Origin of the sequence: Alteromonas sp. C1M14 (genome assembly GCF_018860965.1) — a bacterium.
GTDB lineage: Bacteria > Pseudomonadota > Gammaproteobacteria > Enterobacterales > Alteromonadaceae > Alteromonas.
In genome coordinates this window covers 144,613-157,838 of sequence record NZ_JAHKQF010000009.1, presented here as the reverse complement: position 1 = coordinate 157,838, position 13,226 = coordinate 144,613, and the positions used below count along the sequence as shown (strand labels likewise).

The window sequence follows — 13,226 nt, the reverse complement described above, 5'->3', positions numbered from 1 at the left end:
GATTATGGGCATATTTCGTGTTACCAATCTCGTTAAAGTACTGCTTCTGCTTACGTTAGTAACAGGCTGTCACAGTAAACCCGACACCCAAGATGGAATATCACCGCTGTCTTTATCGTTACCCCAGTACAGTGATTTTCAATTGGCCCTCTTAGCACAAGGAAGCCTGTTGATGGTGACGGTAGACGGGCATATTTGGCCGGCCTACAAAAACAGCGACGACATACTGGAAAGTTATCCGCCCCAGTTGCAGGTGGCGCGCTATCACGATAATACCCCATTGGCGGTATTGATTACCGAGATCCAGTCACCACAAGCCATCGATAGCGCCAGTTATAGCGCTGATGTTTTTATAAACGGGAAATGGCAGGCCGCACATGACTTTAGGCTTCGCCAATTACAGTTTGAGTACCGTGAACAAGTGCAGGCGCCATGGCGCAGTATCGAGCTTGCCCATATCCGGTTCACACCACACTAATTACAAGGAAAGCGATATGTGCGTCATCAATCGATTTGTCAGTGTAGCTCTATGTCTGCTGACACTGCCCGTTTTGGCGGCAGATTTAACCCCACCCAATCAGTTTCCGGGTAGTGGTTTTTTTAAACCCGTGCCCGCCAACGAAATTACTCAAGGCTACGATATACAAACCATTGTGGGCAGTGCCGACTTTGAGAAAATGCGAGATTATCCACCGACCAGTGAACTGTATACCCTAAGTCGCCGGGTGGGTGCGGTATTCGTAAATGGCCGACCTATCTGTACTGGCAGTCTGGTTGGGCCAGATTTATTTCTCACCAATGAGCACTGCGCGTTTTCTGCGGGAAAAGCCATTCCACTGTCACAATACCTGTTTAGTTTTGATTATTATGTGGATGACTTAAAACAGGTTTCTGGGTTGCCCCTGTTTAAGGCGGTGGCTTTGCTTAAATACGACGCCAAACTGGATTACGCCTTATATCAATTAAACCAACCGGTGGGCAATACCCTGGGTTGGTTCCCCTTAGCGGATACCGATAGCGCCATTATAAATGCCCAGCAGGTGAAAATTATTCAGCATCCTGCCGGGCGTTCAAAAGAAGTGGTGCTTAAAAATACTGGGCTCTATAAAAAATACTTAAATGATGGCGTGATCCATTACTTTGCCGATACCGAGCCAGGCTCCAGTGGTTCACCGGTGCTCTCTGCCGATGGCGATACTATCATTGCGCTGCACCACTCGGGTTTTAAAGACAACCAAGGTAAGGGGTTGGTTAACGAAGGGATCCCCTCATCGAGAATTTATGCGCAAATTCGTCAGTTTTTACCCCAAGAAGCGCCAACCCGTCGAGGCAAACAGCGGGCTACCACCACACCGGCTCCACAAACACCAGAGGCACCCGCCGCAAGGCGGCGTTCGGGGCAACAAACACCACCTCAGGCCGACGTGCCCACAACGCCCGAGCCAGTAACTCCCGCTCCATCTCAGCCCAAGACGCCGCCCCCTGCTGAGCCTAAACCTATAGCCCCGGTTCCCGCCAAGCCTGCGCCTAACACGCCAAAACCTGCTCCGGTGAAAACCGTGGATTGCCAAGGGAAGGGCATGGCAGTCACCGATAAAAAGGGCAATGTTTCGTGTGTGAAGTGGTAAAAAAAAGAATTTGTTACATGCAGTAAAAGGAAATCTACCAAAGGTTTTTATAAACCCAGGTAGCAAAAATACATAGATAACTAAGGAATTATTATGCATCACTTGTTCAAAACCCTGGCTTTTGCTTTAACGTTCGGCCTTCTATCTGTGCCTGTTTATGCCGCAGATAATCCTAATTTACTGGTTATGGGCGAGGATGCAGATGAAGATTCTGTGCCCCGTAACAGTCGTGTGTTCAAGCGAGTGGTTTATGCTCTGCAAGGACAAATGAACTACTACAGCTTTGATGTGTACGATGAAACCTACGTCACCATGGATAATTTCACTCAAGGTCGGGTACGTCGTAGTGACGGGGAATTGTTTGATATTGCTCGCTCGGTCAAGCGTCCACCCATTGATGTGGTGGTGGTATTTACCATGTACGCCAGCGCACAACAACAAGAGCATACCACTAAGGTAAAAGCCCGTATTACCGGGCGTATGATCAACGCCAAAAGCGGTAAGTTTATCGACACCTTTGAAGTGGATAGCGGCCAGTTCTGGAATGCTCCTACTGAGTGTAGCCGTGAATGTATTTTGGAAGTGGTGGGCGATAAAGCAAAAATTCTGGCCGACGAATTAGGTGCAGTACTGGCAGAGAAGCTCGATTGGCTAGTGGAAGGCCATATGGCTGAAAATGGTCAAGATCGTAGCGCCACCAATGACATGATCACCGACTACTACCTTGTCTTTGATGGCTTTAGTGCCGAAGATTTCATGGATATTGAAGAATACCTAGTGATTTTCAGTGGCTATAAATCTCATCGCCCCACAGAGCAGCGCCATACCCGTTCGGAAGTCTTGTATCGCTCTAGTATTGGCACCGCCAAACTCAGTCGCAATCTTAAAAAGATGTTAGGTGAATTAGACATGCGTGCCACCACTACCTTTGAAGGGAATACCTTTACCATAAAGCGGATCCTTCGTCGGGGCGAAAAGCGTAAGCCCACGGAAGATGGTGGCTGGTAAGGGGCTTGCCCCATCGGTTTAAACCACCTTGTCACTCATATACCCATGCGCGATCTTGTCGCGCATCACCAAAAAGCTACACCGGGGATAGACATGAAAAAGCTACTTATTACATTTTTAGTGGTGATGTTGGGCGCTTGTGCTCATCAAAACCGCGTTGAGGAACCCCTACGAATCATGCTGCTGGCCCAAGAGGATGGGGCTAGGGCATTACCCGACGCCCACCGCCAGATGGAACGCTTTATTTATGCCGTATCCGGTCAGCTGACTCAGCAGGGTGTGGCGGTGTACCAAGGAGAGGTCGCAGGCGCGAAGACCAAAGCCCAATTACTGGCTATTGCCCGTAATCAAACAACGCCAGTCGTGGATTTTGTGGTTGTTTTAACCGCAGACAGTCAGGTGAGTCGTACCGCTTATACCACCAAAATAGGCACCACGGTTACCGGACAAACCCTAAGTGTGAATAGTGGCCGTGTTAATGGCGCATTTGAGGTGGGTTCTCCGCTGATAAATCGTGACGCCCAGTGTTCAAGGGTGTGCATAAAGACGGCAACAGAAGACACACTTTTAACCCTAACCGGTGAGGTTACCGAGCACATTCTAGGCACGTTACCTGGTGCAAAGGAAAAGGGAAAAAGCAAAAGAAAGCCGTCGGCACCGATTACCCAGAGTGGGCCTAAAACGGTGGATTTCACCTTGGTGTTTGAGGGCTTTAATGCACAGCAAATGGAAGATATCGAGGTCTATTTACCGGTGTTTTCCGGCTACCACAGTATGAGCTATGTTGCCTCTCATCGGCATTTTGCACAAATTCAGTATGTTGCTGCCATTAGCCGTAATAAGCTGAACAAAAACCTTAACCGCGTGTTGTCTGAATTGGGGTTAACCGGTGTAGTTAGGTTATCGGGCAATACGGCCACCATTGTTAAAGGGCGCATTAACAATACCAAAGACGATCTTCATAGCTGGGAAGAATAATCATTCTGCTAACCCTGCCAATTCATTTGCCATCTCCATATTGCCCTTCCTTGGTTTTATAAGGGGGAGGGCCTTTTTCTTTGCGCCTGTTGAGGGTTGTTTTTAGCTTTTACAGCACCGCGAACTAAAAAAACGCCAAAGCCTTTCATAGTCAGATGTGTTCCCAACTGATAAGGAAAAGGCAATGTCGAATTGTATTTTTACACAGACTCACCGCAAGCCACTTTCGCTGACCACAGGTATAGTGCTGGCCCTCGCCCTTAGCGCCTGTACGAGCACGGAAGCAACTTCACCGGTAAGTGCCATTGATCATCACTGTATCACCCAAGCCCAAAAGATGAGCGAGCATGCCGAATATAGCCAGTCGCCGGCGCAGCACTTAGGCGCGGCAAACGCCATGCAACATTGCATTGCCAATCCGTTGCCTGCCCACCTTAGCGACAAAGACCACGAACAGATCATGCAGGTGATGGCCATTTCTGTGCTGTCCTACCTTAAAGCCGGTGATATGGATGGGGCGGCGGCCCAGCTTCGCCGTTTTGATACCCAGTTTCCCGGCCAAGATCTTTACCTGCCAGATTTTACGTCCTTTAGAGACACGGCTACCGCATTACTAGCCGGTGCCAGTTTACAGCCACAGATCCTGGCCTCGTTAAATATTAGTCGCGGACTGCGCCTTGAAATAGAACGTCAACAGTATTGGCTTACCCATTAAGGAGCAAATGATGAAGATACGTAAATTAACCCTTTGTTGTGCCATGACGATTTTGTGGATGAGCGCTTGTAGCGTGGCGTCAGAATGGCAGCCCCAAGCCAGTGACAAGCTCATGACCTTACCGGCCAATATTATTGAAAAACGTATTGAGCAAGATTTTAGTGCATCCCCCATGGCCCGGCGACTGGCCGATCTAGATAGCCAAATGCAGGATAAAACGGCGCGCATTGACCAATTGCAAAATAGCCTACAAACCGCAGACCAAGGGACGCTGGCCGACGTGAAATATGCCTTGGTGCAAGAAAAATCGGATTATTTGGATTTACTGCAAGAAAGCCATCAATTGCGAAAACAGGCGTCGATGCAAAAGCAACAAGTGTATCAGCAGGTATTGCAAAAATTTCGCCATCAGCAAACCACGGCCAATGGGTCAACCCGTATTCAACTAAAACAAAAGCAGGAAGCGGCCTTAGCGCGGATGGAAAAAGTCATGGCAGAGGTGGATCAAAACCTCATTCATGCTGGGTTTAATCAGACTTCGCCCTACGCCGATGAATACGCGGGAAATCTGGCCCAGATTGAACAACTAAAAAAAGCCATTGCCAGCCATCAAGGCAACGCATCGCCCACCTTAAACGGCGCGCAAGTCAGTTCCGAAGAGTATTTACGCCAGTTATTAATGGATATTGCCATGCATCGGTCCTTGTTAGATCAAGAAGGGCTCATGCTGAGCTATATGGCCCGATTGGTGGCCTTGGATGCCCAGGAATTGGAGTATCAACTGGCCTACGGCGATAGCGCCGACGGCAACAAAACCGGTGTGGTGAATCAGGCCAGTCAGGCTGTGGATCTATTTATTTTATAAGGGGCGATGACATGAAATTACTTTCTCTTACAACATTATTGGCGATGGGCACCTTATTGGTGAGTCATCACGCTAACAGTAACGTATTGTTTAGTTTGGAAAATCTAGAACGGGAGCGGGCGTCTTATCTTCACCTAATGACAAACAGTGCGTTAAGTGCCGACGAACGCCTCCGTCAAAGTAAGCAAACCTATCGGCGTATGGTGGATATGGAGCGCATGGTGCTGCGGGATGAACGTATTACCCAAAGTGACGCGCCCATGGTGAAAAACGCCTTTTCCCGCTACGAATTAACCTTCTTGGCCCATGCCAGCGCAGAAAGTCAGCGCATACCTTACAGCCACTGGTTGTTCACACTGAATATCACGTCAGAGGTGTTAGGCCGCAGCAAAATAGGGGGACGATAATGACTCTACTTACCCAACCCAAACAACTTGGCCGGTGGGCGCTGGCGGGCATAGGTAGCATTATTATTATGCTGGCCATGGCGAGCTATCTTACCGATAAAGAATTACCGGATTTACTTCACTGGGCGCAGCAGGTCTTTGGCTGGAGTTTCGCTGGTTTATATACGGTGCTAATGGTGATTGGTGTTTTAGCCTGTCAGGCCACAAACAACCACAAAACCGGCGCTTTTTATTGGGAAATTGCGCAGCAAGCCGGTAACGGCATTGCCTCGCTGGCCCTCACCTTTACCCTACTAGGAATTAGTTTAGGCATAGGTACCTTATCGGTGCAGCCTCTTACGCCAGATAACATCAATTCCATTATCGGGGAGCTTACCGCGCGCTTTTCCACCGCCTTTATGACCACAGTGGTGGGGTTACCCTCGGCGACCTTATTGCGGGCATGGAGCAGTATTCGCTTACAAGCCATTACTTGTAAAGGGGGAACGCAGTCATGAAAACCTTATTTTTTATCATGGTTGTGGCTGGCGCGGCTGTCTATTTAGTCGCCCGCCCGCAGATGCCTGAAAACGCCGTAAGTGGCTTTTTTTGGGAAGATGAAATGGCGCAAACCGCCCAGCAAGTCCTGGATGAAGTGGATGCCCAAATTGCAGGCTTTAACTTACAGCATGAAAAGGCGCAACAAGCGACCTTGGCGAAGGTTCACCAGCGCCTAGATACCCTACAAAATCAAGTTGATGCCTTGTTGCAACAGCAAGCGGCTCATGACAAAAAAGACAGCTCGGTGATGCCGGTTAAGCCGGAACAAACTGCCACATTCCCTGATGAACGAAAGGCAAATACCCAGGTGGTTGATAACCCCGCACCCATCCGCGAGGCCCACTTACAAGCTATTGCTGAGCGTATGCAGGCCTTGTCTTTTGCGCCACTTGTAGAGGGGTAAAACCATGGGTAACAGGCTATGGCGTTTTTTAGGGGTGTTCATGGTGGTGGTACTGCTTGGCGCAAGCTTAGTGGCCTGGACCCATTATCAGGCGGCGCAAGTGTTGTCTAACGCGGCTAAAGGCAGGGTAAAACCGCCGGTACTGACGGAGCCTGCTTTACCGTCAGCACCGCCAGTGCATGTTTTGTCTGCGTCGTCGTTGCCACCGCCACCACCACTAGCCTCCCCGCCTCACGCCGTTAAAAGCCATACTGCCCTTACACAACCCATGATCAAGCCTTCTATTAATCCGGTGAGCAAACCGGCGACAGGGCAAGACATTTATCATCAATTAGCGCAAAACCTTCAATTGGATATTGAATTAGCCTGGCCCCAAAACAAGGGCAAGCGGGAGACGCTACTTGACTACCTTTACACCTGTTTAGCCGCAGAATTTGCCCTTCTTGATGGTCAAACACTGGTTTACTTATCGCCCAATACTTTTGAGCGTAAAAGTGCGTGGTTAAGGGTGGTACACGGCAGTTTAAGCGCACAAGAACAACGGTGGATTAATGGGGCAAGGGCAACCGGCACGGCGGTGAGGTTACTGCCCGAAAGGGTGGATCAGCGTTTATCAGCCTACATCAGTGAGGCCCTTGGTGACGAAAGCCTGATTTCATTATACGGGCAATACCAGTTAACCCATTCCCAACTTTACCTCAATCATATCATTATCAACGGTAAACAGATTGAAAGTGAGTGGTTACTTTCAGCGGGTTCCGCAAATTGTCGATGATGTTACTACCTATTACTTTTTTGCCATGGAGAAAACAGGATGAATAGCACTTACAGTCAGGATACCAGTACCCAAGCCATGACCGAGGTGGCACTGGGTTTATCCATGGCCTTTTTCGCCATACTGATAGTGGCCTTGTTGTCAACGAGCGCCTCCCCTCAACGGCCTGAAACCCAGATGCAGGGCGTGAAGCCGATGACCTTACCGGATGCCTCATTAAGTTTGGGGGCTGCCACGAGCAAGGACAATGACACGAGCAAGGACAATGACACGAGCAATGACAAGGCCACAGTGAATGCCCAGTTTATTTTCTATCATAACGGCAAGTTACTGGATCAAACATTAAGGGCTGTGGTGGTGGATTCGCTGGATCCTGAGCGCCCGGTTTATCTGGCGGTGCCGCCGGATTTAGCGGTGGAACCCATTATTCAAGCTCAGCAACAAATAAATCATCCAAAGCTTTTTATAACCCTGATTGATCACCCATGGCAAACACGGCTGGAGCAACAACCATGATACAACCACCTATTACACCACTTTCCCTGGTTCTTTTACTGTTTGTACTGACGTTTTGCCCGCGGGCATTAGCCTATAGTCCGTATCAGCAATCGGATATCGAGCAGATAATCATTACTGAATCGGTGCGTCAGAGCCTGCCCCCATCACTGGCGCTGGCTATAGCAAAAGCGGAATCGGGGTTTGATCCTTACGCTTTAAGTCATGCCGGTGCCCGGGGAGTTATGCAAATTATGCCCGCCACCGCGGAAGGAGAATTTAGCGTACCGGCCTCGCGCCTTTATGAGCCCACTACCAATATTCGCATTGGGGTGGCGTTTATTAAACAACTCATAAAAACTTATGGTGGCCGAGTAGATATCGCCCTTTCTCACTACAACGGTGGCTCCGCCGTAAAAGATAAAAATAACAATTATCGAATAATTCCAGCCACAAAAGCGTATGTCTCGAAAGTGCTTGCCTATCAAAAAAAATATCAGCACGACGGGTTGGATAGCCGTTTTTATAGCGCTTATGGTGATGGTGAGTATTCACATTTTTACGAGGATGACACCCTGGCCAGCGCTTCAATGCCGTCGCCAACTTTGACGATAGACGCACGCCATGACAGCCGAATTGAGGCGCTGCAAAAACTCCGTGTTCATAACTTGACCAGAAGCGCGGGAGAAGTGCAAACTAGTTTAACCAGGCACGCTGTTTTGCCTTACAACGCTGCGACAACCAGCAAACGCGCCAAGGTTGCCCAGTGGGAGTCCATCTACAAGGAGTAAGAGACGCATGGTAAGTACAGTGGGCTATGGTGTTAGCGAAACGCTACTGAGTATGTTTGATGGGTTAAGACAGACCACGATATCTACATCAGAATCGCAAGGGGAAATTAAGCGTAAATTTCTCTGTGCCGATATTGATCGTCTTGCCCAGTACATTTGTTGTCGAAATTACGGTTTTCTTTGCCACGAGCTGTGTTTTTTATGTTGGGCAATTGTACGTGCCTTTCCTGACAAAGAATACAACGAGCCTTTATTCACGTATTTTTGGCTGACCGATGTGGCCTCCGCCGGTGGATTTCGACGGGCATTTGCCAACCCTTGGCAAAGTGACCAAGGCGAGGTCACTTTGCAAGAAGGCGTGTTGCACATTCAGGTTGGACAAACTCCATTTGCTATATCGTCTTCCCGTGCGGGTGTACTAGCCGGCCTGATGGAATTTATTGTCTCGGTGGATAATACCCAAGTTCAACATATTGACCATACGGTGAGCAAAGGGGGAAGTGGAGACACCGATACATTGTCCAAAACGCTGCAAAAATGCCTGTACGACTTTCTTAAACATCATTTACCCGAAGCCAATGAGCAAAAACGCTATCGCTATGTCACCGATTGGTTAAACCGCAATGGACAAGCGCCAGAAGACATTAACGATGATGATATTTTGCTGTTCTGGCAGCAGGCCAATGATGACACCGCACTGTCTAAACCCAGCCATGTGAGGTTTGAAACCGCGGTAGATGATGTGCTCAATACACTTCAGGCCCTCACGTTATTGCGTATTCAAAAGGCGTCGCAGCGGGCGTTTTCTCAAGGGCTTGATGATGATTTAGGTGAAGTTGATCTCTCTCGGGTTATGGCCGCGCCTGAGGATTCAGAAGGGGAAGATAACCTTGCTGATTTTGTCCATGGGGCGTTGTTTAACGATACGCCCGAACCTCCCCAGCCTAATTTACTTACCCTTACCCCTAAATGTTTAACCAAAAGCCAAGCAAAACGCATGCAGCCCATTGTTAAGCATACCCCGTACCTTAGACGGTTTTGCCTAAGCCTACTTAGGTTGCAGGTATTTGGGCAATGGCAAGGGGTATTGTCTCAGGCAAAGCGCAAATCCGCCGCCAGTGTAAAGGAAAAAATGGCCTCGCCGCCCGATAACGGCTATGACAGGTATCAGCAGGAAGTGCTCACCTGTGCCGAGACACTGGCATTTTCACGGCAGTGTTTGTTGTATGCATTACTGCCCCATGAGCCTAAACGGGTACTAGGCGAGCTTATCGATACCTTGCCGCCACTAGATGAAAACCATATGCAACGGTTGGCTTTGCAGGTAAAAGGAGCGAACAGCCCACAGCAACAACAGGCTTTGGTGGAAAGCCTTGCCCAGACATGGCCCCCATTACAAGATGCCCTGCATCAACTGGCATCCTCCTATAAAGCCAACAATAAAGAGGGTTTTAAAACATTGCCCGACGCCTATGTTTGCGATGCCTATTTAGAAGCACTTAGCGAGGTGAGCAAATTGCAGGGCATTGTGCAACATCACCTAAAGGCCCTGAACGCTTTGGGGGAAAATACCTCCCAAGACGGCAAATTTGTCGCTGATGTTTCTATATTCACAGCCAGATTTAATCAATTATACGGAGAGATCCATGTCGCCAGTGAATCATAAGCAGGCAGAAGCAATTTTTGTGGCCAAGCGACACTATGATGTCCTAAGTGCTGGTCATGAGGCCAGTGAGGAGCAGGCTGCCGTGATGTTTAATGATCTTATGCAAGTAGCCTGCGGGCGGTTACCCGGTAGTCATCGCAACATTTTGCATAAAATTAATCAGTCCCTTGATTTACGTCGCCAATATATGACCTTGGTTAAGCAGTTTTCCTATGAATATAGTCCTGCTCAGGCAGCGGCAAGTAGTCTAGAAACTTTAGTCGGCAGAGAAACCGACAAATTTGCCTTGAGTTTTAGCCGCGATCCGGTGGTGCACTCTCAAATATATGTGGTGCTAACCATTCACTTTCCAAACCCAACACACAGTCGTGATGGTGTACTGGTGAATGTGGATTCTAAAAATGGGATCAGCCAAATACAGTTTCCCCCACTTATTGATAATAAAACCCAATCCTTGTTTGAAGAAAGTGATCTTGCTTTACAGGCATTAATGGATTTGGATGCCAGCATCGTTGTGATGAATTAGTCAGAATAAGGACAGCCCGTGGCCACCCATGCATTTATCGCAACCACCCAAGGCTTAGTTGCCGTGAATAATCTATATACCTTGCCCCCGGCGGTGGCGAACTCCACGGTAACAGCCAAAGGCTTTTCCCAGCCTCTGCCCATCGCCAATAACTATCATAATTTTGTGAAGTTGGGTTCGGGTATTATTGAAGAAGATTTTGGGGAGGGCACATTTCGCATTGATTTAAGTGATGAAATTAACCAGGGCCAGAGCTGGCAATTGGGGTTTTATTTGGCCCATGCCGCACGCCAATGTGGCATTTTGGGCAACGGCCAACCACAACCGGGGGATCGTATTATCTGTGCCACCGGAGCAATCAACACCGCCCAACGTAGCGTGGTGGAAGTGGCACATGTTGCAGTGAAAATTGAACAGGCAAAAGGGCAGTTAGCCCAGTGGCAAAGTACCTGTAGTGTGCTGTTTTTATTGCCTGAGGCTAACCGCGAACACATTACCCAGGTGCAAGGGGTTAGCTTTCAAACGGTTAACGCACCAGAAGAGGTTGGACTTTATCTGCCTGATCCTGCGGGTATTCGCCCTATGACCACTAACCCAGTTTTATCCATTCCCCAGTCACCACAAAAAAAAGACGTTCCTATTAAAACAACAAATTATTGGGTGCTGGCCCTAGCAGCCTGTTTCGTCGTCACGCTAGTCGGTTGGGTTATGTGGCAGTGGCAGGGTTATGAGGCCCCGCTGCAGGCATCGCCCAACCCACAACCTCAAGGGGTAGCCCGCCTAGCAGATAATAAAGTAGACGCAGCACCGACAGTGTCCACACCGTCACCACTGACCCTGTCCTTAGAAGCCCATTACGGTCAATCGTGCGGCGAAAAACAAACCGATACTCGGCCTATTCCCTTAAATAAACAGGTGTTTTCCCCGCTTTTGCTATCGACCAATCTATGCAGAATAAACATTCTTCATTCCAATAACGTGGCTGCTGTGGTGTTTATTGGGTTAGCTGAGCACAAGGTGATATTACAGCAATTGCCATTGGCAAATTTGCTTGTTCCCTTACCCCGAGGTACAGGTAAAAAGCGTTATTACTTAGCCGCACTAACCGCCCTCCCCGATGAAAAGGCACTGAATCGGCTAAGAGGGGACTTTTTTGAACTTGCATCACCAGGTTCATTAGAAGCCAGTGATGTAGAGAAAATGCTTGCGTCAGTGATGCCGCCGTTTGCCCTTTATCAACACACACTTAATGGCGAATAATGACGAATTTTCTGATACATTTTACGTAGAATGAGTTGCAGGCAAAAAAATGTCAGGTTTTCAGTACGACTACTTAATTGTTGGAGCAGGGCTGTTTGGCTCTGTGTTTGCCCATGAGGCGGTGAAAGCCGGTAAACGGGTGTTAGTGATAGACAAACGAAACCATACCGGTGGTAACATTCACTGTGAAAATATCGCCGGTATTAACGTGCACAAATATGGCGCCCATATTTTCCATACCAGTGACCAGGCGGTGTGGGATTACGTCAATCAGTTTGTGCAGTTTAACCGCTATGTGAATTCTCCCATTGCCAACTATCAAGGTAAGCTGTTTAACTTGCCGTTTAACATGAACACCTTTTACCAATTATGGGGGGTGAAAACGCCTGCTGAAGCCAAGGCGAAAATTGCCGAGCAGCGCCAAGATTACCGCCACCTAACGCCGCAGAATTTAGAAGAACAGGCCTTGTATCTGGGTGGGCGAGATTTGTATGAAACCCTTATAAAAGGCTACACCGAAAAGCAATGGGGGCGACCTGCCACCCAAATTCCCGCCTTTATTATTAAACGTCTTCCCTTTCGTTTTACCTTTGATAACAATTATTTCGACGATCTGTATCAAGGGATCCCGGTGGGTGGCTACAATGCCCTGACCGACGCTTTGTTAGAAGGCATTGAGGTTCGTACCGACATTAATTATTTTGAGCATAAAGCCAAGCTAGACAAACAGGCGCGCCAAGTATTGTATACCGGTAAAATTGACGAGTTTTTTGATTGTCAGTTAGGCAAGCTGGAATACCGTAGCCTGCATTTTGAAACAGAAGTGCTTGAACAAGATAACTACCAAGGCAATGCGGTGGTCAATTATACCGACAAAGCCGTGCCCTACACCCGCATACTTGAACATAAACATTTTGAATTTGGTACCCAGCCTCATACCGTGGTAACCCGGGAATATCCCCATGAATACAGCAAGGATAACGAGCCCTATTACCCCATGAACGATGAGCATAATAATGGGTTGTTAACCCGTTATAAGGCGTTAGCGAACACACCACCCTATAAAGATAAATATATTTTCGGCGGTCGGTTAGCGGATTATAAGTATTACGATATGGACGATACGGTGGCTGCGTCTTTGCAGTTAGCAAAGACGCATTTAGGGTAGG

Annotated in this window: 16 protein-coding genes; all 16 read left to right on the top strand. The window is 48.4% G+C overall.

The features are described from left to right. Positions 1-4: 4 nt before the first annotated feature. The 16 genes from KO501_RS08290 to glf all read left to right on the top strand — a co-directional run bounded on the left by KO501_RS08290 (position 5) and on the right by glf (position 13,225). Positions 5-478 carry a hypothetical protein gene (locus tag KO501_RS08290; protein WP_216029189.1) on the top strand — a complete coding sequence of 158 codons (474 nt, stop codon included), beginning with the start codon at positions 5-7 and terminating at the stop codon, positions 476-478. Positions 479-494: 16 nt separating this feature from the next. Further along, complete coding sequence (locus KO501_RS18475) at positions 495-1,628, top strand: trypsin-like peptidase domain-containing protein (protein ID WP_216029188.1); 1,134 nt, start codon at positions 495-497, stop codon at positions 1,626-1,628. 93 nt (positions 1,629-1,721) lie between these two features. After that, on the top strand, positions 1,722-2,636 hold the full coding sequence (locus tag KO501_RS08280) for a hypothetical protein (protein WP_216029187.1): 915 nt from the start codon (positions 1,722-1,724) through the stop codon (positions 2,634-2,636). Between the two features lie 93 nt (positions 2,637-2,729). After that, positions 2,730-3,614: a hypothetical protein gene (locus tag KO501_RS08275; RefSeq protein WP_216029186.1), complete on the top strand. Its 885-nt coding sequence runs from the start codon at positions 2,730-2,732 to the stop codon at positions 3,612-3,614. A gap of 184 nt (positions 3,615-3,798) precedes the next feature. Continuing rightward, positions 3,799-4,329, top strand: a complete 531-nt coding sequence (locus tag KO501_RS08270; protein WP_216029185.1) for a hypothetical protein — start codon at positions 3,799-3,801, stop codon at positions 4,327-4,329. A gap of 10 nt (positions 4,330-4,339) precedes the next feature. Beyond that, on the top strand, positions 4,340-5,194 hold the full coding sequence (locus KO501_RS08265) for a hypothetical protein (RefSeq protein WP_216029184.1): 855 nt from the start codon (positions 4,340-4,342) through the stop codon (positions 5,192-5,194). 11 nt (positions 5,195-5,205) lie between these two features. Next, positions 5,206-5,601: a hypothetical protein gene (locus KO501_RS08260; protein WP_216029183.1), complete on the top strand. Its 396-nt coding sequence runs from the start codon at positions 5,206-5,208 to the stop codon at positions 5,599-5,601. Continuing rightward, complete coding sequence (locus tag KO501_RS08255; RefSeq protein ID WP_216029182.1) at positions 5,601-6,098, top strand: hypothetical protein; 498 nt, start codon at positions 5,601-5,603, stop codon at positions 6,096-6,098. The genes KO501_RS08260 and KO501_RS08255 overlap by 1 nt, the downstream gene beginning before the upstream one ends. Further along, on the top strand, positions 6,095-6,544 hold the full coding sequence (locus tag KO501_RS08250) for a hypothetical protein (RefSeq protein ID WP_216029181.1): 450 nt from the start codon (positions 6,095-6,097) through the stop codon (positions 6,542-6,544). Before KO501_RS08255 ends, KO501_RS08250 begins: the two co-directional genes overlap by 4 nt. A 4-nt stretch (positions 6,545-6,548) precedes the next feature. After that, positions 6,549-7,319, top strand: coding sequence for a hypothetical protein (locus KO501_RS08245; RefSeq protein ID WP_216029180.1), 771 nt, complete (start codon positions 6,549-6,551; stop codon positions 7,317-7,319). A 39-nt stretch (positions 7,320-7,358) separates the two neighbouring features. Further along, positions 7,359-7,835: a hypothetical protein gene (locus tag KO501_RS08240; RefSeq protein WP_216029179.1), complete on the top strand. Its 477-nt coding sequence runs from the start codon at positions 7,359-7,361 to the stop codon at positions 7,833-7,835. Continuing rightward, on the top strand, positions 7,832-8,605 hold the full coding sequence (locus tag KO501_RS08235) for a lytic transglycosylase domain-containing protein (RefSeq protein WP_216029178.1): 774 nt from the start codon (positions 7,832-7,834) through the stop codon (positions 8,603-8,605). The genes KO501_RS08240 and KO501_RS08235 overlap by 4 nt, the downstream gene beginning before the upstream one ends. Positions 8,606-8,612: 7 nt before the next feature. Further along, positions 8,613-10,271 carry a hypothetical protein gene (locus tag KO501_RS08230; protein ID WP_216029177.1) on the top strand — a complete coding sequence of 553 codons (1,659 nt, stop codon included), beginning with the start codon at positions 8,613-8,615 and terminating at the stop codon, positions 10,269-10,271. After that, a complete protein-coding gene (locus KO501_RS08225) occupies positions 10,252-10,797 on the top strand; it encodes a hypothetical protein (protein ID WP_216029176.1) in 546 nt (181 codons plus the stop codon). Before KO501_RS08230 ends, KO501_RS08225 begins: the two co-directional genes overlap by 20 nt. Before the next feature lie 18 nt (positions 10,798-10,815). Then, positions 10,816-12,057, top strand: a complete 1,242-nt coding sequence (locus tag KO501_RS08220) for a hypothetical protein (RefSeq protein ID WP_216029175.1) — start codon at positions 10,816-10,818, stop codon at positions 12,055-12,057. A gap of 49 nt (positions 12,058-12,106) precedes the next feature. Then, entirely contained in the window at positions 12,107-13,225 is a 1,119-nt protein-coding gene (gene glf / locus KO501_RS08215) for a UDP-galactopyranose mutase (protein WP_216029174.1), read from the top strand. Position 13,226 lies beyond the last annotated feature (1 nt).